At 35.0% G+C, this 18455-nt stretch carries 16 protein-coding genes and 15 tRNA genes; 28 read left to right on the top strand and 3 right to left on the bottom strand.

What is annotated here, in order from left to right; genetic code table 11:
* The 16 genes from P9989_RS06010 to P9989_RS06085 all read left to right on the top strand — a co-directional run bounded on the left by P9989_RS06010 (window position 1) and on the right by P9989_RS06085 (window position 2563).
* Window positions 1–75: transfer RNA gene (locus P9989_RS06010), tRNA-Asn, on the top strand.
* Window positions 76–80: 5 nt separating this feature from the next.
* Window positions 81–173 (top strand) — tRNA-Ser (locus P9989_RS06015).
* 18 nt (window positions 174–191) lie between these two features.
* A tRNA-Glu gene (locus tag P9989_RS06020) sits at window positions 192–266 on the top strand.
* A gap of 55 nt (window positions 267–321) precedes the next feature.
* A tRNA-Val gene (locus P9989_RS06025) sits at window positions 322–397 on the top strand.
* Window positions 398–436: 39 nt separating this feature from the next.
* Window positions 437–513: transfer RNA gene (locus tag P9989_RS06030), tRNA-Met, on the top strand.
* Window positions 514–519: 6 nt separating this feature from the next.
* Window positions 520–596, top strand: a tRNA-Asp gene (locus P9989_RS06035).
* Between the two features lie 36 nt (window positions 597–632).
* Window positions 633–708, top strand: a tRNA-Phe gene (locus P9989_RS06040).
* 9 nt (window positions 709–717) lie between these two features.
* Window positions 718–793, top strand: a tRNA-Thr gene (locus P9989_RS06045).
* A gap of 12 nt (window positions 794–805) precedes the next feature.
* Window positions 806–891, top strand: a tRNA-Tyr gene (locus tag P9989_RS06050).
* 7 nt (window positions 892–898) lie between these two features.
* A tRNA-Trp gene (locus P9989_RS06055) sits at window positions 899–969 on the top strand.
* A 23-nt stretch (window positions 970–992) separates the two neighbouring features.
* Window positions 993–1068, top strand: a tRNA-His gene (locus P9989_RS06060).
* Window positions 1069–1088: 20 nt separating this feature from the next.
* A tRNA-Gln gene (locus P9989_RS06065) sits at window positions 1089–1163 on the top strand.
* A gap of 6 nt (window positions 1164–1169) precedes the next feature.
* Window positions 1170–1244 (top strand) — tRNA-Gly (locus P9989_RS06070).
* Window positions 1245–1287: 43 nt separating this feature from the next.
* Window positions 1288–1361: transfer RNA gene (locus tag P9989_RS06075), tRNA-Cys, on the top strand.
* Between the two features lies 1 nt (window position 1362).
* Window positions 1363–1444, top strand: a tRNA-Leu gene (locus P9989_RS06080).
* A 162-nt stretch (window positions 1445–1606) separates the two neighbouring features.
* The gene (locus tag P9989_RS06085; protein ID WP_283077894.1) at window positions 1607–2563 is read left to right on the top strand and encodes a tyrosine-type recombinase/integrase; all 957 of its coding nucleotides are present in this window, start codon (window positions 1607–1609) and stop codon (window positions 2561–2563) included.
* Window positions 2564–2753: 190 nt separating this feature from the next.
* Here P9989_RS06085 and P9989_RS06090 read toward each other — a convergent pair whose 3' ends face one another.
* A complete protein-coding gene (locus tag P9989_RS06090; protein ID WP_283077895.1) occupies window positions 2754–4181 on the bottom strand; it encodes a GmrSD restriction endonuclease domain-containing protein in 1428 nt (475 codons plus the stop codon).
* A 212-nt stretch (window positions 4182–4393) separates the two neighbouring features.
* On the opposite strand from P9989_RS06090, the gene P9989_RS06095 reads away from it, so the two are divergent.
* The 7 genes from P9989_RS06095 to P9989_RS21645 all read left to right on the top strand — a co-directional run bounded on the left by P9989_RS06095 (window position 4394) and on the right by P9989_RS21645 (window position 8875).
* The gene (locus tag P9989_RS06095; protein ID WP_283077896.1) at window positions 4394–4729 is read left to right on the top strand and encodes a phage integrase N-terminal SAM-like domain-containing protein; all 336 of its coding nucleotides are present in this window, start codon (window positions 4394–4396) and stop codon (window positions 4727–4729) included.
* A gap of 86 nt (window positions 4730–4815) precedes the next feature.
* Complete coding sequence (locus tag P9989_RS21640; protein ID WP_428841946.1) at window positions 4816–4920, top strand: hypothetical protein; 105 nt, start codon at window positions 4816–4818, stop codon at window positions 4918–4920.
* A 19-nt stretch (window positions 4921–4939) separates the two neighbouring features.
* Window positions 4940–5254: a tyrosine-type recombinase/integrase gene (locus P9989_RS06100; protein ID WP_283077897.1), complete on the top strand. Its 315-nt coding sequence runs from the start codon at window positions 4940–4942 to the stop codon at window positions 5252–5254.
* Between the two features lie 196 nt (window positions 5255–5450).
* Window positions 5451–6188 (top strand): SLATT domain-containing protein, encoded by a 738-nt coding sequence (locus tag P9989_RS06105; RefSeq protein ID WP_283077898.1) that lies wholly within the window; start codon window positions 5451–5453, stop codon window positions 6186–6188.
* A 3-nt stretch (window positions 6189–6191) separates the two neighbouring features.
* On the top strand, window positions 6192–7631 hold the full coding sequence (locus tag P9989_RS06110) for a reverse transcriptase domain-containing protein (protein WP_283077899.1): 1440 nt from the start codon (window positions 6192–6194) through the stop codon (window positions 7629–7631).
* Window positions 7632–7934: 303 nt separating this feature from the next.
* The gene (locus P9989_RS06115) at window positions 7935–8291 is read left to right on the top strand and encodes a GIY-YIG nuclease family protein (RefSeq protein WP_283077900.1); all 357 of its coding nucleotides are present in this window, start codon (window positions 7935–7937) and stop codon (window positions 8289–8291) included.
* A gap of 311 nt (window positions 8292–8602) precedes the next feature.
* Complete coding sequence (locus P9989_RS21645; RefSeq protein ID WP_428841952.1) at window positions 8603–8875, top strand: HNH endonuclease; 273 nt, start codon at window positions 8603–8605, stop codon at window positions 8873–8875.
* Window positions 8876–9045: 170 nt separating this feature from the next.
* Here P9989_RS21645 and istB read toward each other — a convergent pair whose 3' ends face one another.
* Both istB and istA read right to left on the bottom strand, forming a co-directional pair.
* A complete protein-coding gene (istB, locus tag P9989_RS06120) occupies window positions 9046–9768 on the bottom strand; it encodes an IS21-like element helper ATPase IstB (RefSeq protein WP_283075641.1) in 723 nt (240 codons plus the stop codon).
* A complete protein-coding gene (gene istA, locus P9989_RS06125; protein ID WP_346274861.1) occupies window positions 9765–11210 on the bottom strand; it encodes an IS21 family transposase in 1446 nt (481 codons plus the stop codon). The genes istB and istA overlap by 4 nt, the downstream gene beginning before the upstream one ends.
* Window positions 11211–12138: 928 nt before the next feature.
* Between istA and P9989_RS06130 the strand changes: the two genes are divergently transcribed.
* From P9989_RS06130 to P9989_RS06150, 5 genes are all read left to right on the top strand, one after another.
* Window positions 12139–13998, top strand: a complete 1860-nt coding sequence (locus P9989_RS06130; protein WP_283077901.1) for a hypothetical protein — start codon at window positions 12139–12141, stop codon at window positions 13996–13998.
* 422 nt (window positions 13999–14420) lie between these two features.
* Entirely contained in the window at window positions 14421–15101 is a 681-nt protein-coding gene (locus tag P9989_RS06135; RefSeq protein ID WP_283077902.1) for a hypothetical protein, read from the top strand.
* Window positions 15102–15383: 282 nt separating this feature from the next.
* Window positions 15384–16463: an HNH endonuclease gene (locus P9989_RS06140; protein WP_283077903.1), complete on the top strand. Its 1080-nt coding sequence runs from the start codon at window positions 15384–15386 to the stop codon at window positions 16461–16463.
* Window positions 16464–16534: 71 nt separating this feature from the next.
* Entirely contained in the window at window positions 16535–17113 is a 579-nt protein-coding gene (locus P9989_RS06145) for a hypothetical protein (protein WP_283077904.1), read from the top strand.
* Between the two features lie 65 nt (window positions 17114–17178).
* Window positions 17179–18429 carry an RES domain-containing protein gene (locus P9989_RS06150; RefSeq protein WP_283077905.1) on the top strand — a complete coding sequence of 417 codons (1251 nt, stop codon included), beginning with the start codon at window positions 17179–17181 and terminating at the stop codon, window positions 18427–18429.
* The last annotated feature ends 26 nt before the right edge of the window (window positions 18430–18455 follow it).

Raw genomic sequence — 18455 nt, forward strand, 5'->3', positions numbered from 1 at the left:
TCCACCGTAGCTCAGTGGTAGAGCAATCGGCTGTTAACCGATCGGTCGTAGGTTCGAATCCTACCGGTGGAGCCATTTACGGAGAGCTGTCCGAGCTGGCCGAAGGAGCACGATTGGAATTCGTGTAAACCGTTTTCGCGGTTTCGAGGGTTCGAATCCCTCGCTCTCCGCCATATCGAAGATATTCGTTTGGCCCGTTGGTCAAGTGGTTAAGACACCGCCCTTTCACGGCGGTAACACGGGTTCGAATCCCGTACGGGTCACCAAAAAACGCATGAAGTACATATTCACCTTACTCATGCTTTGGCACATTCCTTTTGTGGAGGATTAGCTCAGCTGGGAGAGCACTTGCCTTACAAGCAAGGGGTCGCAGGTTCGAGCCCTGCATCCTCCACCATTTATTTTCATGATAACTAGATAATAGTTATTACATTATCGCGGGGTAGAGCAGTTCGGTAGCTCGTCGGGCTCATAACCCGGAGGTCGCAGGTTCAAATCCTGCCCCCGCAACCAAAATATGGTCCGGTAGTTCAGTTGGTTAGAATGCCTGCCTGTCACGCAGGAGGTCGCGGGTTCGAGTCCCGTCCGGACCGCCACTGATTACATATTTACATACAATAGTAGATTGATCTGGCTCGGTAGCTCAGTCGGTAGAGCAACGGACTGAAAATCCGTGTGTCGGCGGTTCGATTCCGTCCCGAGCCACCATTTCAGCTTGCCGGCCTAGCTCAACTGGCAGAGCAACTGATTTGTAATCAGTAGGTTGGGGGTTCAAGTCCTCTGGCCGGCACCATTCATTTAATATGGAGGGATAGCGAAGTTGGCCAAACGCGGCGGACTGTAAATCCGCTCCCATCGGGTTCGTAGGTTCGAGTCCTACTCCCTCCACCACTTTTATAGGGGTATAGTTTAATGGTAAAACTACGGTCTCCAAAACCGTCAATGTGGGTTCGATTCCTACTACCCCTGCTTTTCTATCATTTATCATTATGGCGGCTATGGCGAAGGGGTTAACGCACCGGATTGTGGTTCCGGCATGCGTGGGTTCAAATCCCACTAGTCGCCCCATTTTTTAAAAAGAATGTTGTTGGGCCATAGCCAAGCGGTAAGGCAACGGTTTTTGGTACCGTCATGCGCTGGTTCGAATCCAGCTGGCCCAGCCATTAAATGCGGGAGTAGTTCAGTGGTAGAACACCACCTTGCCAAGGTGGGGGTCGCGGGTTCGAATCCCGTCTCCCGCTCCATTTTATATTCATAATATTGAATAGTCTGTATAGAATGTAATATGGCGGCATAGCCAAGCGGTAAGGCAGAGGACTGCAACTCCTTTATCACCGGTTCGATTCCGGTTGCCGCCTCCATGCCGGTGTGGCGGAATTGGCAGACGCGCACGACTCAAAATCGTGTTCCTCACGGAGTGCCGGTTCGACCCCGGCCACCGGTATTAAAAATGAGGGTTAAAGCCCATGAAAACAGTGCTTTGAGTAAATCAAAGTACTGTTTTTTTTATGTATAAAATTAATTAACTCAGTGCCTAATCGTGTGGACAACAAATACGGTTATTGAATGCCTTTTAAGCCTAATTATCTTAAAAGGAGCTGTTACAATGGCAAAGTTAAACAAACAAAATTTCGAGAAACGAACAAAGACTGTAAATGAATTTTATGAAGACTTTCAGTTAGGAAATAGAGTGAAAAACCTTTCTGAAATGACAATTCTTTATTACGAGCAAAACCTATCTTATTTCTTTGATTACTTAAGCGAAGTGGGTATTGAGTTATTAGAAGACATTAGAAAGTCTCATATCGACCGTTACATTATGTGGTTAAGAGATAAAGGCTTGAAGGACACGACTATTAATACTTATTTGAGAGCTGCCAGAGCGCTTCTTTATTTTGCAATGAGAGAAGACCACTTAGAGAGCTTTAGTATAAGCCTTATAAAAGCTAATGCAGAGCAAAAAGAGCCATACAGTGATGAAGACATTAAGAAACTGATTAAGAAACCAGATATGAAGTCTATTGGCTTTGTTGAGCATCGAAACTGGGTAATGGTTAATTATTTGTTGGAAACTGGGAATAGATTAAATACATTGCTTAACATAAAGATAGAGGATATTGATTTAGAGAACGGGATGGTAGTCTTAACTACCACTAAGAACAGAAAAGTACAGTATAATCCTATAAGCGAATATCTAGTCCTGATACTTAATACTTATATTAGGAGTTATAACCTTGATAAGGATGATAATTTATTTGTCAATGAAGTGAAGGAGCAACTAACTAGAAACTCTGCTCAGCATGCAATAGCACGTTTTAATAAAAAAAGAGGTGTTAAGAAGACATCGATTCACGCTTTCAGGCACACCTTTGCTAAGCATTATATTACAAGTGGTGGAGATGCTTTTAAACTGCAACGGTTATTAGGGCATTCCACCTTAGATGTCACAATGAATTATGTTAATTTATATTCCAGTGATTTAAAAGAAGGATTCAACGAGCATAGTGTATTAAACAATTTTAGGAAGAGTGATAGGTTGGAGAGAGGTAAAAGAAAGTTATAGAAGCTTCTAAGAACGATTCTTTTTTTCTGTATAAAGAACACCAGAGAAAAATTAGTTGTTAGCTAGACATTCAAAGATAGAGGTAACTAAACAGTATATATGATACTTCCAACATGAATTAAAGAAGTATTGGATGAGCATGACCCACTGAGAGGACTTTTATAAAAGGGCGATTACCGCCCTTTTATTTTTATTTACCGCTTTTGACTTGATTGCAAAACCTGTGCATCAGGCGAGCGTTTTCTGGTATTGTTTCTCCACCTTTCCAGTAAGCTACATGGTGGTCTACTACACTATCATCTATTGATTGAATCCTTTGTTTGCAATAATTACAAGTTGGAACCCTTTTAAACAATTGTTCCTTAATTTCATAACTGAAACTTCTTGGGCTCTTATTACTATTAATTATTGCTTGAAGTTCTCCGTTCCATATGTTGAACCTATACCGAACATTAGCCTTAGATACTGTACCGTCTTGTGGCAAGAACTTAGGGTCATTGAGGATAATGTTAATTAAAGCTTCTCTTATAGAATCGCTGTTTGGTACAATCTCATGTTTTGAATACTGTGCGAAACTGGTAGTTATCAAGTCAAATAAAGCTTTGTTAGGTCTGCTCCATACTAATCGTTTGTTCTTAATTGATGCAGTCTTAAATGCTTTATCACCAAAGACGATATTTGTTAGCTCTAAGGATTTTAAAAAGTCCTTTTTGTATTTCTCTAATGTTTTCTCACTATCTTCTTTTCGTTCCTTGTCAAATATGATTCTGTTATCTTTCATATGTGAATTTAGGAATTGTTTGAGGCTACCATTATAGCTAGCAACTCCATTAAGGTGAAATGAGAGGAATCTAAGTACCATTTCTGAATCGACCATTCTTTTTGTAGACCTTCCGCTGAACATCATTGTATGCAGAAGCTTATTTTTAGCCATCTTCTTAATGAATTCGTTATAGTTTCCTCTATATACACAATTTCTTAGTTCTTGGTCATTAAGATTTGCTGAGCCACTATTTATTCTCTCAAAAATTTCAAACTTTACTTCTTCGTCAGACTCAGCAGATACTTTAATCACTGAGAGAGGGTATCTAGAAATTTTTAGTTGGAATTCTCTATCAAGTTGAGAATAGGTTTTCCCATTTAACTCATGAAATATTTTCAAGCCACTAAGTTGGAATTCTCCATCCATGAAGTTGAACGTTGATGTTAGCCGTTGTTGCCCGTCAATAACTAGCTCAGTTCCCGTTTCTTTATCTTCAGCTGTGTATATTAGGGGGATGGGGACGTTCAGTAATATTGATTCAATCAGTTGAGATGCCTTATTGTTGTTCCAAACATAGTTGCGCTGGAAGTAAGGTTGTTTATCTAGCAGGCCGTCTGATTCATCATTTTTTAAATCTCTAATTCGTCTTTCAGACCTATTAAAATCAATTTTCCTACCGATTATAAATATACCATCATCTTCTTGCCCCCCTTCCTCGGTCTGTTCGTTTGTTTCTTCAGTTGCTTCTACTTCTTCTTCTATGTCTTCACTAATCTTTTCAGAAATGCTATTACTAGTTCCAACAGTTGTATCTTCAGCAGATTCGAAAAAGCTTATTTGTCTATCATTTTCCAAGAGTATTCCTCCTTTAAAGATATGCTATCAGTATAATGGCACATCATTTATTTTACTACCAACAATTGGATGGATTTTTTCTACAGTAAACAGTAAAACAGTTTTTTTGTTAGACTACTGTACTGGCAGTCCCTTTATTTGTACAATAGTTATTTCAAGACCATATATTAGAAAGTTGACCTTCTTACGAATAACAGTAAGGGGGATTTTTTATGTTAATTGAAATGAGCTTTAAAGAGCTAATTACGGAGAAAAGGTTTCAAGGGTTAACTGAGAACAGTGTGAGGTCATATGAGAATTTGGCAGGACATTTTGGTAAGTGGCTACAGTCGAATGAGGTCTATCATACACAAGACCTAACCTCTCAAACTGTTAAGTCCTACTTAATGTATTGTAAGGATAACGGAAACAAGCCAAAGACATTTAACAGTAAGCTTAAGCTTATTAGAGCTTGGGTAAGGTGGATGTTAGATGAAGAGATTATAGATAAAGGCCTATGTAAGAATATCAAGCTGGTTAGAGAAGATGATTCACCTAAGATTGTTTGAGAAGAGGATATACAACTTGCTCTTAGGCCCTTGAGGAGAAAGAAACGAAGAGAAGACAGTCTTTATTCATTAGGAATCATACAATAATGATTACGCTTATAGGTACAGGGTTAAGGGTTACAGAGCTTGTAAGCTTAAATTGGAGTGATATTGACTTCAATGATTGGCTAAATTACTATCCAGAAGAGTAAAAGCAGGAGAAGCGGCTCTGTGCCACTCTCAGAGGCTCTTGCAAAAGAATTAAAAATGTACAAGAGCTATGTAGATAACCATTTTAAAGAAGTGCCAGAAGCGGTTTTTGTGAATACTCAAGGTGAACGATTGACTAAGAATGGTGTGCAACTATTTATTAAGCGGTTGAAAAAGGATTTGGGTATTCACAGTACGTTTTCACCCCATGCTATGAGGAACGTGTTCATTAAAAGGTTATTAATGAATAAGGCTAATTTGAGGGAAATACAGTTGCTAGCTAGACATTCGAAGATTGAGGTAACTAGTATATTGGTTATTTTCAACATGAGTTAAAAGAAGTATTGGACGAACATGACCCTCTAAGAAAATTAATTTAATTTTAAAGAGTGCTTTTTTACGCATTCTTTTTTTTATGGCTACTTTTACTAGCCTATATGAACTAACTGGGTTATAAAACATATATTACCTATTAGCTATGTTACAATATATTAGTAGTTTGTGGTGCTGATGTATTGTGAGGTGGTTAATAATGAAGAAGGATTATAAGAATATAGATATAGTTGGGGAAGTAAATCACAAAATCAAAACCTTGGATATAACCAGATATAATCGAATTTATATGAGTCAACGATTAAGCAAATACAGTGAAGAGTGGAAGTTTGTTTTCTTTTTATTAAATATTGAAGCTATAATATTCGTAACACTTAGCTTAACTGGGGTGTTTGATGGAGTAGCATTTAATGCATCTTCTGGAATCTTCTCGATTTATGTAATTCTAGCACAATATTATATTAACGGTCTTAACTACAACGAGCGCTCTTTAAAAATGCACTATCACCAATTAGATATTGAAGATTTAATATTGAGGTTAAAGAATTTATTACTGAAATATAATAGTGATGTCGAAAAGTATGAACTGGATGATATGCAAAAAGATTATGAGCTTATCATGAACCAATATCAAACAATCTTAAAAAACAATGAGAATCATGACCCTGTTGATAATCAAAAAAGATTAACCTTAAATACCAAAAGTGAAGCACAAAAAGGTGAAGTATCTGAAATGCGCAATAGAGAAAACTGCAACAGTTCTGGTCAATCATCTCAAACAAACTCAAAGGGATTAGAAAGTGAGGGAGATTCTAAAGGGAATGGTTCTAAGGGGAATGTAAAATCCACAATTGACGATAAAATACTATTCCTGAATCGAATGGTTATATGTCTAATACCCATTGTGATTCTCCTATTTATTTTGCAAGGATGGTAAATAGTGATTTTAAGTGATAATAAACTTTCAGAGCTGGTTTATGATTATGTATTCGAAATGTCTATGAGCAAACAATATAACCCGCAAACTATTGCAAACATAAATGTTCTAAATGAAATCGGAAAAGAAAAATTTGTGAAAAAGATTAACACTTCGCCCTCAGATTTTTTTGAAAGCAATCCTGTTGATAAAGTTTCTGACTTTGTATTTAAGAGTGACTCTTTTACACCGAGGGAAATGTACTTAATCAACCCTATGTGTTATTGCTATTATACATTTTTGGTATTCAAAGTTGCTAGAGATTATTTAAAGTCAAGTGGCTTATTGGATTTTTCTCGAGAAAAAATGGACGTTTTTTATTCAGGAATATTAGACCTTGATAGTAAAGAAGTTGATATCAAAGAAAAAGCATCTTTTAACAAAAGCTATAATAACTTTCAAAAGTCTAAACAGGAAAAGTTTGGTCATGAAGCAGTAAAAGTTGACTTAAAAGACTTTTTTAATTCTATAATAGTCTCAGAATTAATTAGTAAACTCAGAAATATTGTTCAGGAAGAAAAGCATGTTAACGATTTGAAAGAGTTTTTTGAATTCTGTCCCTTTAACACATTACCTCAATTACACTATTCAATAGCTTCTTCGATACTGTCTCAATTTTATTTGAATAGCTTTGATGATAGCTTATCCCAAATTCTCAATAGAGAAAACCTTCACTTAATAAGGTTTGTAGATGATATGTATATTATCTTCTTGGAGGATTCTAGTGCCAGAGAAAAAAACATTCTGATAGATGAACTTAATTCCTTGTTATGGGATGATTCACTCATATTAAACACTAATAAAACGATACTTCTTAGTGCAGATGATTTTGAAAATGGTCATGAAACATTTGTAACTGATTATGGCGAAAGAACATCATTCTCTATAGAGAAGCAAGTAGACGAGAAAACGAAGTCTATTATTGAAAATGGGCTACTGGTGAATTTAATACAAGAGTTAAACGATTTAGAGGACTCAGAAGGTATAAATTTAAATGCGTACAATAACCTTGTGAAGAAATATCTGTCTATCAGTGGAGAAGATGCAAGTAAAGTTCTCACTCATGTAGCAAACAAAATAGTGAAAATGGATGCAGGCGACTTGCTTGAAATTGTACATGATTGGAGATTCATTCTATTCAACCCTAGGACGTTTACAATACTATATATTAAAGTATATAGATTATTGGAGAGAAGAAAGATAGTTACTGATAATGGTAAGAGAATACGCAAAATGCTGAACTATCTGTTTAACAAAAGAATATTTACTTTTCGGGACAGTGTTGTTTCAATGAATTATCTACTTCAGAGCAACTTAAGACATTCAGACTTATTGAATAAGATAGAAACTATCAATGAAGACTATGTTAAATTTATTGAAAATTATCTGGTTAAAAAAACGTAAAATATAGTAAAGACCACTCTACAGAATATAGAGTGGTCTTTTTAATTCTTGGACTGGCAATAAGGATTAAATTACATTTATTAATATTATAGAAATCAAAATAAGGTAAATTGATTCAAATTATTTCGAAATATAGGGTAGAAATATATAAAACATACATTTTACTCCTGTTTTATCCTGTTTATTGCTTATTTCTAACCTACTGTATACGTGGTTAAGTGAAAATCGCTTTTGATACTATAAAAACATTCTAGATGAAGGCAAGGAATTAGTACTAATAGCAAAAAATATGGAGGTATGTATATGGCTGAGTGGGAATCGATTACAAAGTTGAATGTGAAAATTCCAGAAGATGAACCAGAGGTGACACGTGAAACATATAAAAGTACACAGAGAAGAAGTGGAATATATAAAATATTTAACCAGGATGAGGAGTTAATGTATGTTGGACAAACAACAAATATTAGAAGGAGATTATATGAACACTTTTATGGTAAAAGAAAAGGGTATTTTATTGAGAAGGTCCGTTATTTTTATGTAGACTATAATGACGAATTCATAGAACAATCCTATTTAAATTTGTATGAAACATATTTAATACGAGATTTGAAACCAAGGTATAATGTACATCAGACTGCACCTATGAGGTACCTTAAGTGAATATCAAAAGTGAAGAGGAAAAAGGAGTGATTGGGCAAAGTTGCTGTATATATAAGGTATGCAAAATATGCGGAGTACTGAAATGGTATAAATCCTTTCCCGCAAAGGGTAGAAGTAGGAGAAGAACACATTGTAGACGGTGTCAAAAAAGTACTCAAAGACTAAGAAATTCGTTATTCTCACAATATACCTACGATACTAGTATTTTAAGAAATGCTGACATAAAAGTCCGTTTAAAGGTACCTTACAGAAAGAAAAGAATAGAATACAAGGTTTCGTATCAACAAGCTGTCCAAATGGTTGAGGAAGGAATGGCAGGAATTGTTCACGAAAAGTTAATTCATAAATATTACAACGAAAAAACTTTTAAAACTCTAATTTTACAAAGAGACAATAGAAAGTGCTATTTATGCGGAAAATACGGAGATACTATCGACCACATTATCCCTAAATCAAAGGGGGGTATATCAAGTTTTCAAAATTGCTGTTGTGCTTGTGAGGATTGTAACAGGAGCAAAGGTAATCTTTCTCTGGAGAGGTACTTATATTATATTAGAAACTTTAGGGAAGCTAGTTATCACTAAAACAAGCGTGTGAGCAGCAGCTTATAAAATACCTTGTAGAAACGGTGGAGTTTGAGTTAATAGAATCAATCTGAAGCAAGAACATTGGAACTTTGCCAGAAGTGTGTTTTGCAATAGAAAAGTACATAATAATGCAATGAAAAATACATAAGCTTGCCAGCCGATTTTGTTCAGTTGTTTTGCCTTGATAAAGCATGGCTGACTCTGTAACTATCTCCCGCAAATGTAAGTACATGGGCATGATGTATAACCCGGTCAACCAAAGCTGCCGTAAGTCTCGAGTCCACAAAAATACGATTCCATTGACTAAATTCCAGGTTTGAAGTGATTATGATGCTCTTCTGTTCATACCAATCGGTGATGAGTTGAAAAAGCAGCTCGGCTCCTTCTTTACTAAATGGAATGTATCCCATCTCATCTAAAATGATTAGATCCACTTTTTTAAAGCGATTCCTAAACTGTTGGAGCTTTCCTTCTCTCCACATTCTTTCTAACATATCAACTAGATCAGACACTCGGTAGAATCGGACCTCATAGCCTTTCTTACACGCCTCCCGGCCTAACCCTGTCGCTAAATGAGTCTTCCCTGTACCTGGAGAACCTGTTAGAACTACATTCTCTTTCTGAGAAATAAAGTGTAGATCTATCAATTCAGTACGATCTAGCTGAGGAGGAAACCTTATTTGATCTCCCCATTGAAAATCCGCAAGGTTTTTATAATTAACGAACTTTGCTTTTTTAATCAGACGTTCAGCTTTTGCTTCTTCTCTTAATTCAAATTCCTTACGGAAGAGTGCTTCTAAGTATTGCGTTTCATTTTCAAATGGAATTTTTTCGTAAATGTCAGCTACATAAGCCAATCGTAAGCTTTTACACATATCCCTAATGTTCATATTCGCTGCTCACCATCCTCTTTCGCGCTTGGTTGTAATAGGTCGTATTTGGACCAATCAACGTCGTAAGGATGGGAAGTAGAATCAGAGATTCTTTCAGGTTGGTGTTGGAGGAGATCATAAAACCTTTCATTAATTTCCTCCATATCATGATTGATTAATAGGTTGATCAACCAATGCAATCGTTCTTTTCGTAAAGTAAGTGATTCAATATTTAGATAAGCTGCTATGCGCCCTGGCAAATATGGGTTATATCTTGAATAAGGAACTGATCTTGGTTTGGACGCCCAGGCTCTCATAATGGAAAGCCAAGGAATATTTCGACTTTTGTTCATATATGGACGAAAGTCCGAGTGCAGAATTTCTCCGTAAGGAGAGACCACTTTATAACGGTCCCAATAAAGTACTAGATGAAGATAACTAAAATTATATCCTTTAGGAATATGCTCTTTCTTGCTGTCTATAGTGATTTCTCCATACTTGTTAGCCGTCACCTTCATTTCTTTAAATATCGGATAATCTTCCTCCGGCAGAGCTAGGGCATGGTTCATTTCTTCATCAAGCAATTCTTGAATACGGACTTCCTTTGAGTAGTGAATTCGCTGACGATCTTGTACTAGTTTTTCATTTAAGATATTGGTTAGATCCTCATAGCTTTCTATGATTGGAGAAGGAGTAACGAAGTTATATCTTACATATCCTACTTTATTTTCAACGTGCCCTTTCTCATTCCCCTTACGCACATTACACGCTTGGATTTCAAATCTATAGAAATTAGCGAACTGAAGAAATTCATCTGTAAAGATGGCTTCGCCATCCTTATCCCTTGCTTTAATAACGGCGGCTTTCAAATTATCGATTCTAAGCTTTCGCGGTACTCCACCCAGTCGCTCGAAGATCTTCTTTAACCCGTATAAAAAGCATTCCTGATTTTCCCCCGGGAGAGGAACAGTTAAAGCTGCATTACTATAAGGTAGGCTCATCACTAAACAATGAACATCGATAAATTTACCGTCTTTAACAGCTTCAGTTATTCCAAAGTCCACTTGGGCTTCAGCCGGGGGGTGATTTAACCTTTCACTATTTTTATCTTTAATTTCCTCTGAATTATTCTTTCCTTCTTTCCACTCAGCAATGAAATAACAGACGGTCCGGTAGGACCCTTCAAACCCATGACCTTGAAGTTGTTGAAATATGGTCTTATTTTTCCTTCTCAGTTTTAGCTTTAGTTTTCGATCTTCTATAAGCCAGTCCGTTACGATTTCTCCCCAATGTTCCTCATACATCATTCCTTTTCGAGCCATCTGTTTTTCTTTTGGGACTTGCTCTTCATCCGCATATTTCTTGGCGGTACGCCAATTCACTTGAGCTCGATTAGCGATTTCATTAATAGAAACGTCTTCATGATTTCGTAAAGTTTTGATATGATTGATTTTAGTCATTGCTAGCAATCCTCTCGACCTCCACTGTGTTTGATTCGACACCAATTACAGTAGAGTTATATTGGATGGCTGGCAAGGCTTTTTTTTATCTAAAAAAGAAGTGCAGAGTTATGTACGTTTTCATTGCACATCTCTGTACTTCTATATTGCACTACACAAGAAGGTTATGTATGTAGAAAGCGAGTAAAATAACATTGAATATTTAATGTTCAAGCTTAAGATACTCTGTTTGAAAATAAGCAACAACGTGGCTACCTTACTCTTTCCAAAAAAGGGGGCTTGTTTATCACATTTTACACCGTGTTGGTGGAGATGGCACTCTCATCTCCACCAACACGGTGTAAAAAACACCGATTCGAGTCACATATTTGGTGCTTTTTAACCGATAAAAACATTAAAACTATAAGTAATTCTAATGCAATTCTCGAGACACTTACCGTTATCCTTTTATATTTCGTAGGGTAATCAAGAGTGGTAAATAAATGTAGCTTTAATGAATCTATTTAATTATAAGATGAGAAGTAGTATAATTTTAAAGGCGAAAATTTATAGTTGAATTAAGCATTAACCAATAAACTGTAAAGAGTGGAATTTACATGGAACCGCCTCGCCTCATAAGGAGACACACTGATTCCTTATGCTTATGACGTAATCATAGGGAGGGCAAATTTTATTCCTATATTGGATAGGGTAAAGTGTGCTTTCTAAAGTGACAAGTTTGTCAATAACAGAGCAGATTGATAAACTCGTACAGATGTCCAAGGGTATAACCTTGAACCAGATTTAATAAAGGTGAAAAAGTAACCCCTAAAACATCAAAACAGTTATTAAAAACAAGGTGAAGCTAAGGCAATAAAACAGTGCAAGCTTTGTCCCTATATGCGTATTTTTTACACAGTAATTAGAGATAAATCTTGCACAGAAATTTATGGTCAAAATCATCAATGAAAATCAAGGGAAAGTAGGTGAAAAGGTGGCAAAAAAATGGACAGTACCAAATGCGGTTAAAAAGTTTAAACCTCATCAGAAAGGCTCATTGGATAAGAACAATGGGAATTTGAACGCACGTCAATTAGATTCTCTTATCAAAGAAATGAAATGCTATTATGAAGTTGTTGAAGTTAATGGGAAAGGTAAAAATCGAATTATCTTCACAGATAAGAAGCGAAAAGTAAAGGCTAAAAAAGAAGACAAACGACAATTCAATAAAGGAATAGCGCCGCCTCATTCAAAGCATTTAGCACTCATGGTTATGAGTAAGATAAATAGCATCGATAATATGGCAAGGACTAGAAATGGTTGGGCGACCTATTTTGGACTCGTATCCCCTGCTGAGCAAGATATCATGAAGGGCATATACAGTGTGGAAGCACTCAAGCCATACAAAAAAATTATGATTAGTTTAGACATCCTAAAGGAACACGAAGAGAAGATATTCCAAGACCTTGCTCACACATTAACCAAGGTTGCCAAAGGACATTTAGAGACCGTACTTAACCAAGCGGAAAAAATGAAGTTGATTAGAGTAATTTCTTCATGGAAGGGTAAAGTGAAAGATTCCAAAGAGCCAATTGATATAGATAAAGTCATGGCGATAGAAATCAATAACATGGAAGCTGAGTTGCTCAAAAAACATGAAATCTCTAAATCATATTCACTAATGTTTAAGAACTCCTCAAAGACCAAAGCATTTAAAGCTGAGTGGCTTGAATATATCGAGAATGTGGTAGATGTAGACGACGATGCAATGAACTTGCAGTATATCTATGAGGTGTTTCGAATTGAAGTATTAAATAAATCTGCATTTGACGAATATATCAAGGCACATTATCCTTCTGAGGCTCATTCATTCAATTTGTTTCAAAATGAAAAGGCATACCACACCAAGTTACTTGATTATGTTATAGCTAATGCCCAAAAGAAGCATGAAAATTACATGGGAAAGAAACATGATAGGGTGGTTCAGTCTGAAGAAGGTTTAAAAGAGTTTTGGATAGAGATTGGTATGTCTGAAGAAGAAGCTGTTGAATATTCTAAGCAATCGAGGGTAGAGGATGCATATATAAAAGAACTAGAATCATCACCTTACACGGCTTTACTTGAAAGTGATGTATATGTTGATTGCATTAGAAATCTTCATATTCAGTTGCATGGTATGAGTTTTATTGAATCAGGAAAAATCAAAAATGTACAACAAAAGAATGATGAACAAAAGTGGGAAGAACTTGAACGTCTAGGATTATCAAACCCAGTAGAGGAAGAGAGTAAGACAACTGTTAAGAATCAAATTCGTAATAATGATGATTCCAGACTTAATGCTATGGAGCAACAAAAGGAACTAATTAAGAGGGAACAAAGTAAGCAACATCAAGTTAATGAACCCGCCAAGAAGATTATATTAGAAAACACTTTAGAAAAAAGAGTTACCACTGCAGCCGAGTCAAATATCGAACCTTCCAATCACTATAATGAAATACAAGATGATGAATATCAAGCAGCAATGGAGGATATAAGAAACGAGATTCGTGAGTATGAAGAAAAGTATGGCGATAAAGCCATGGAATATATCAGGTTTGATTCAGTTATTAGGGAGTTGACAAGGGAAGTTACAGAAGAGAGCATAGATGAGTTTAAACAGAAATTACAACGTGAAAAGGAACGAGAGAGGAAGGAATGGGAGAAACTGTTCGAGAGAGGGCAGCCAGTTAAATGGAAACGAACCACAAACCATCCTCTAGAGGTATTTCAAAGGATTAGAGACAGTGGTATTGATAAGGAGGACTCATGATTGAGGCTCTCCTTATTTCATATTTTAGGGACGGATTCCGTAATTTACGACATCAGTTTATACAAACTAATAAAACCCTTCTTTTATTTATCTGCTTTTGTGCAATAACGTTTTGGTCGAACTGAATGAAGATATACAGAATCAGTCATTCTTTATAATTTAATAATCAGTATTCTGCGTTATCAGCAATTTTTTTATTAAACGTACAGTGGTTGGGCGTTATAATTTGTAAATTGACTCTATAAGGAAGTAATATCAAAGATGATGAAAAAATCTAGCATTTATGATTACATGACAGAAACAGACACACCTTATCGATGAAAAAGGTATGCTTATTCAAACATCAACGCCAAATAAACGGTAGTATATTCAATTTATCTTAAGAATAAGATATGTGGAAAACAAAATAAGGGGGAAATTGGATGGGCAGGATTTTCTTTTATTTAATGGTGGCTTTATTTTTGTTTTCTGGTTGTGGACTTAATACAGAGGTAGTTGATTCAGTTGAAGATAAGTTGAAAAATAATGATGAAATCGCAAAATATGTAGACTCGATTGACATAAAACACAGGAGCAATGGAAGTCATGAGGGGTATTCATTTATCGACTTTAGCGTTTACGCCTCAGCGAACGATGATTTTCTAAGTTTATCTGATAAAGAAAAGTACGATATCCTGTCTAAAGTTGATAATATACTATCTGAAGGTGCGGAGATAAGCTATCAATTTGAATGTGGTAAAAAGAAAATTTGTACATTCGAAGATATAATATTTGAAAATGGTCAAGATACATATTCCTTTAATACTCTTGAATGGTCTGATGAATTAGTAATGAATCATAATGGTGAGAGGGCGTATCCAACTGTTAGTGAAACTGTAACTACTACACCTGACGATGATGATAGTGAGTTTGATAATACAATAGTTAATAAAGAGGCTGTCTATAATTTTATGGAAAACAAGTACAAAGAAATCACGAATAACGGTGAAAATTATGTTCCTGAGACACATGACCCACTAGTGGCGCAATTAGCAAGCAAAAGGTTTGGAATCTCAGCAGAAGAAGCAGGGCAGATATATGTTGAGGTGTCTTTGGGACAATAGGCATAACGGGTACTAAATACCGAGTGGGATTGGGACAAACTCACCTAGTATGGAGGGGATATATTCCCACACTTTTAGGCTGTCTCTTATAGAGATAGGGGTATAGTTGGTTTATCCACACGCCATGAAATAAAAAAAGATAGCCAAGGGCTGCTCTTTTTTGTAATGTGTGTGGTATTATTTTCCTGAACAGATATGCCAAGTAAGAAACTTTTTTGTATTTTATAAGTATGTTGTATTTGATTAAAAGCTAAACACTCATTTAGGCAGAGGTGCTTAAAAATGCCGATACCAAAAAATATTAATACGGAGCATGTCGTAAAGGCTGTTCAAAAGATTGATAGAGAGGGAGTGCCATGGAGAAGGCAATCAACAAGGTACAGCCTTTTTTATGAAAATGAATATTATCCACCCAAATATGTATTATCTATTGCTAACTTGTTTGCCAATGGAGAAGAATATTCATCTTACGATTTTAGTGGTGGAGATGAAACTAACATCTTCCTTGAAAGACTAGGGTTTGAAATTGTTGGAAATAAAAAATCAGATGAAAATAGTTTATTTAATGTTTCAGAACTTGCACCTGTATCTCGTTCAAGGGAATATAATCTTTATAGTGATTCAATAAGAGATAAGGTTGTTTATGAATCTCTTTTTAATTCTAGAACTCGTCGCTGGCTTGATGAGCATGTCATAGGTTTAAATCCAATTGAAAGTCGTGGATACCAAGCAATGGGAATTCTACATTTTATCGGATTAAAAGATAAACACAAAGCAATTTTTAAGGATTTAAGTATAAATGAAGCTATACAATTGTTAAAGAAGCAGAATTCTGACTTTAGTTTAGTTATTGAATCTCTACAAAGGTATGCCCAACAAGATTACGATGGACGAGACAAAGAAGATATGTCTTCAGCAAACGAATATATTGAACTTGAATCAATTATAACAACTGCTCCAGAACAAATTAACATAACAGAGACTGAACAAGAACAACTCATTAAGTCTAGAATAGGCCAATCAACGTTTAAAAAGGCGTTACTAAATATTGAAAAGAAATGCAAGTTATGTGGTGTTTCTGATGAGCGTTTCCTTGTAGCTAGCCATATAAAGCCTTGGAGTCAATCTAATAATCAGGAGCGGTTAGATGTTAATAATGGGTTATTGCTATGTCCTAATCATGATACTTTATTTGATAAGGGGTACGTAAGTTTTGATAAGGACGGAACAATAATGATTTCAGATAGTCTTGACGAAGCAACTAAGGTTTTTCTAAATATCAATGAAACTATGAATTATAAAATGCATGAGAGTCAACAGCAGTATATAAAATGGCATAGGGAGTATATGTTCATAAATTGATTAATCGGAAAGTTGGTTAAATGTATATTTATTTTTTCTGAATTTCTTAGAATAAAGGAGGATTGTTGCTATTGGATGAATTGATTAAAGATGTTGTATATTCTTCCATCAAGAATCTCTTTCATAATCAACCAGATATATTTGTTAATACTAGATACACAAATTTTACAGAATGGAATCTGAGTTATCATTTATCTAACGAAATTGCAAAGTATATCTTTTGGTTAGATGTTGATTTAGATGTAACAAAACGTAATTACAATAATAGAAGGCCAGATATTATTTTTCATAAGAGAAGGACGAATTCTTTGAATTACTTAGTAGTTGAATTAAAAAAAATAAAAAATGATAATCAATCTGATATATGTAAGTTAAAAGAGGACTGGATGAGAGAACCATTAAATTATAAGTATGGAGTATATATTAATATTTGGGGTAAAGATAGATTCAAAGCAATAGTATTAAGAGATGGGGAGAGACAAGAAATAAATGACTCTTGCAATTACATAAGTGTACCAAGTGAGAGTAAGAGATTTCTAAATGAATATGATAAAATTTTAAAAGAAATTATTCAAACAAAAGAGACACCTAATTCACTTGATAACCTAATACTGGAAACTTACGAAAGAAATACATTTACTAATACATAATACTTTCTAATCCAAGAAAAATTTAATGAATTTTTGATATAATTCTTTGAAGAAGGAGGGCATAAATGGAGGATGTTAACTTTTTTTGTCTAAGATGTGGCAAAGCTAACGAGATAATGGATTTCTTTGAAAATGAGAATATCGAATTATGGGAACTTGATAATATACCTATAAGGATAATAGGTTTTAAAGAATATGGGAAATATATTTGTGATTTATGTGACAGTGACTTTGAAATAGAAGAGTACTTTGCTGATTCTATAGCTGATTATGAACAATTTATTGATATATGTGCTGAAACAATCGGAGAATTTTTATCAACAAAAGTTGAGAAGTGTAATAAATGCTCTGACGGAGAAATTATTGAGAGTTTTCATTGGGCAATGAATAAGGAGGATGGAACAGATAATTATACAGGTACGACATTTTATGACTTCATAGGGGACTATGGAATATCTGATTTTAGTTTAAAAGAAACAATATTACAATATATCCAGTGTTCTTCATGTGGATATGGGGCAGACTTTGATAAAGATGATTTTAGAATATTTGATATAAACGATAAAGTTCTAAGTGAACATGAAATAAGTGAATTTTTTGGAGATGAATATGGTCTTGATTTTACACAATTAAACAGCATATCCAACAATTACGGAATTGAATTAAGTAAAAGCGAAGTAGAAGATTTTATTAATAAAATAAGTGAGAATCCTATGTTGGCTTATCAGTATGAAACTGGAGTGAAACTATATAACTTGTTTAAAAAGATTTTCTATAATGACAAAGTATTTATTCTTGAAAGTGGAACGAAGATATTTAGGGGAAGGAATAGGAAGAAGGACGAAGATAAGTTATCGAACACCCAACTTTGGAGTCCTCCAATAGGGAACGCTGGTCACGGAAGATATAATTTAATAGGAATTCCAGTTCTCTATTGCAGTAATATAACAGAGGGTATACCTTATGAACTAAATCCTCTAAATAATGATTACATTGATATAGGAACATTTCAAATAAATACCCCCTTAAAATTATTGGATATTTCAGAAATGTTCAATGAAGAATTTGGCGAATATATAAGTTCCGTAAATAACGAGAGTAAGAAGCTAAAAAGAGGATATTTGTTAACAAACTTTATTAAAGATTGCTGTGCTTCTATAGGATTTAATGGTATTAGATATATGGGTGTTGGAAAAGAGAACTATTACAACTATGCCTTGTTTAACTATGAACAAGATAGAGAAATAAAAGTATTGGATGATGTAATGACTTTTGATTGCATTATTAGTTATTCCATTCGAAAAGCAAAAGTATAGAAGAAGTTATTATTATATTACATAAC

This window comes from Halobacillus naozhouensis, from assembly GCF_029714185.1.
Taxonomy (GTDB): Bacteria; Bacillota; Bacilli; order Bacillales; family Halobacillaceae; genus Halobacillus_A; species Halobacillus_A naozhouensis.

Coding starts and splice junctions, on each gene's coding strand:
- P9989_RS06135 (WP_283077902.1), top strand. CDS start 14,421: ATGGGCAGGATTTTCTTTTATTTAATGGTGGCTTTATTTTTGTTTTCT.
- P9989_RS06085 (WP_283077894.1), top strand. CDS start 1,607: ATGGCAAAGTTAAACAAACAAAATTTCGAGAAACGAACAAAGACTGTA.
- P9989_RS06105 (WP_283077898.1), top strand. CDS start 5,451: ATGAAGAAGGATTATAAGAATATAGATATAGTTGGGGAAGTAAATCAC.
- P9989_RS06150 (WP_283077905.1), top strand. CDS start 17,179: ATGGAGGATGTTAACTTTTTTTGTCTAAGATGTGGCAAAGCTAACGAG.
- P9989_RS06140 (WP_283077903.1), top strand. CDS start 15,384: ATGCCGATACCAAAAAATATTAATACGGAGCATGTCGTAAAGGCTGTT.
- P9989_RS06095 (WP_283077896.1), top strand. CDS start 4,394: ATGTTAATTGAAATGAGCTTTAAAGAGCTAATTACGGAGAAAAGGTTT.
- P9989_RS06115 (WP_283077900.1), top strand. CDS start 7,935: ATGGCTGAGTGGGAATCGATTACAAAGTTGAATGTGAAAATTCCAGAA.
- P9989_RS21645 (WP_428841952.1), top strand. CDS start 8,603: ATGGCAGGAATTGTTCACGAAAAGTTAATTCATAAATATTACAACGAA.
- istB (WP_283075641.1), bottom strand. CDS start 9,768: ATGAACATTAGGGATATGTGTAAAAGCTTACGATTGGCTTATGTAGCT.
- P9989_RS06130 (WP_283077901.1), top strand. CDS start 12,139: ATGGTCAAAATCATCAATGAAAATCAAGGGAAAGTAGGTGAAAAGGTG.
- P9989_RS21640 (WP_428841946.1), top strand. CDS start 4,816: ATGATTACGCTTATAGGTACAGGGTTAAGGGTTACAGAGCTTGTAAGC.
- istA (WP_346274861.1), bottom strand. CDS start 11,210: ATGACTAAAATCAATCATATCAAAACTTTACGAAATCATGAAGACGTT.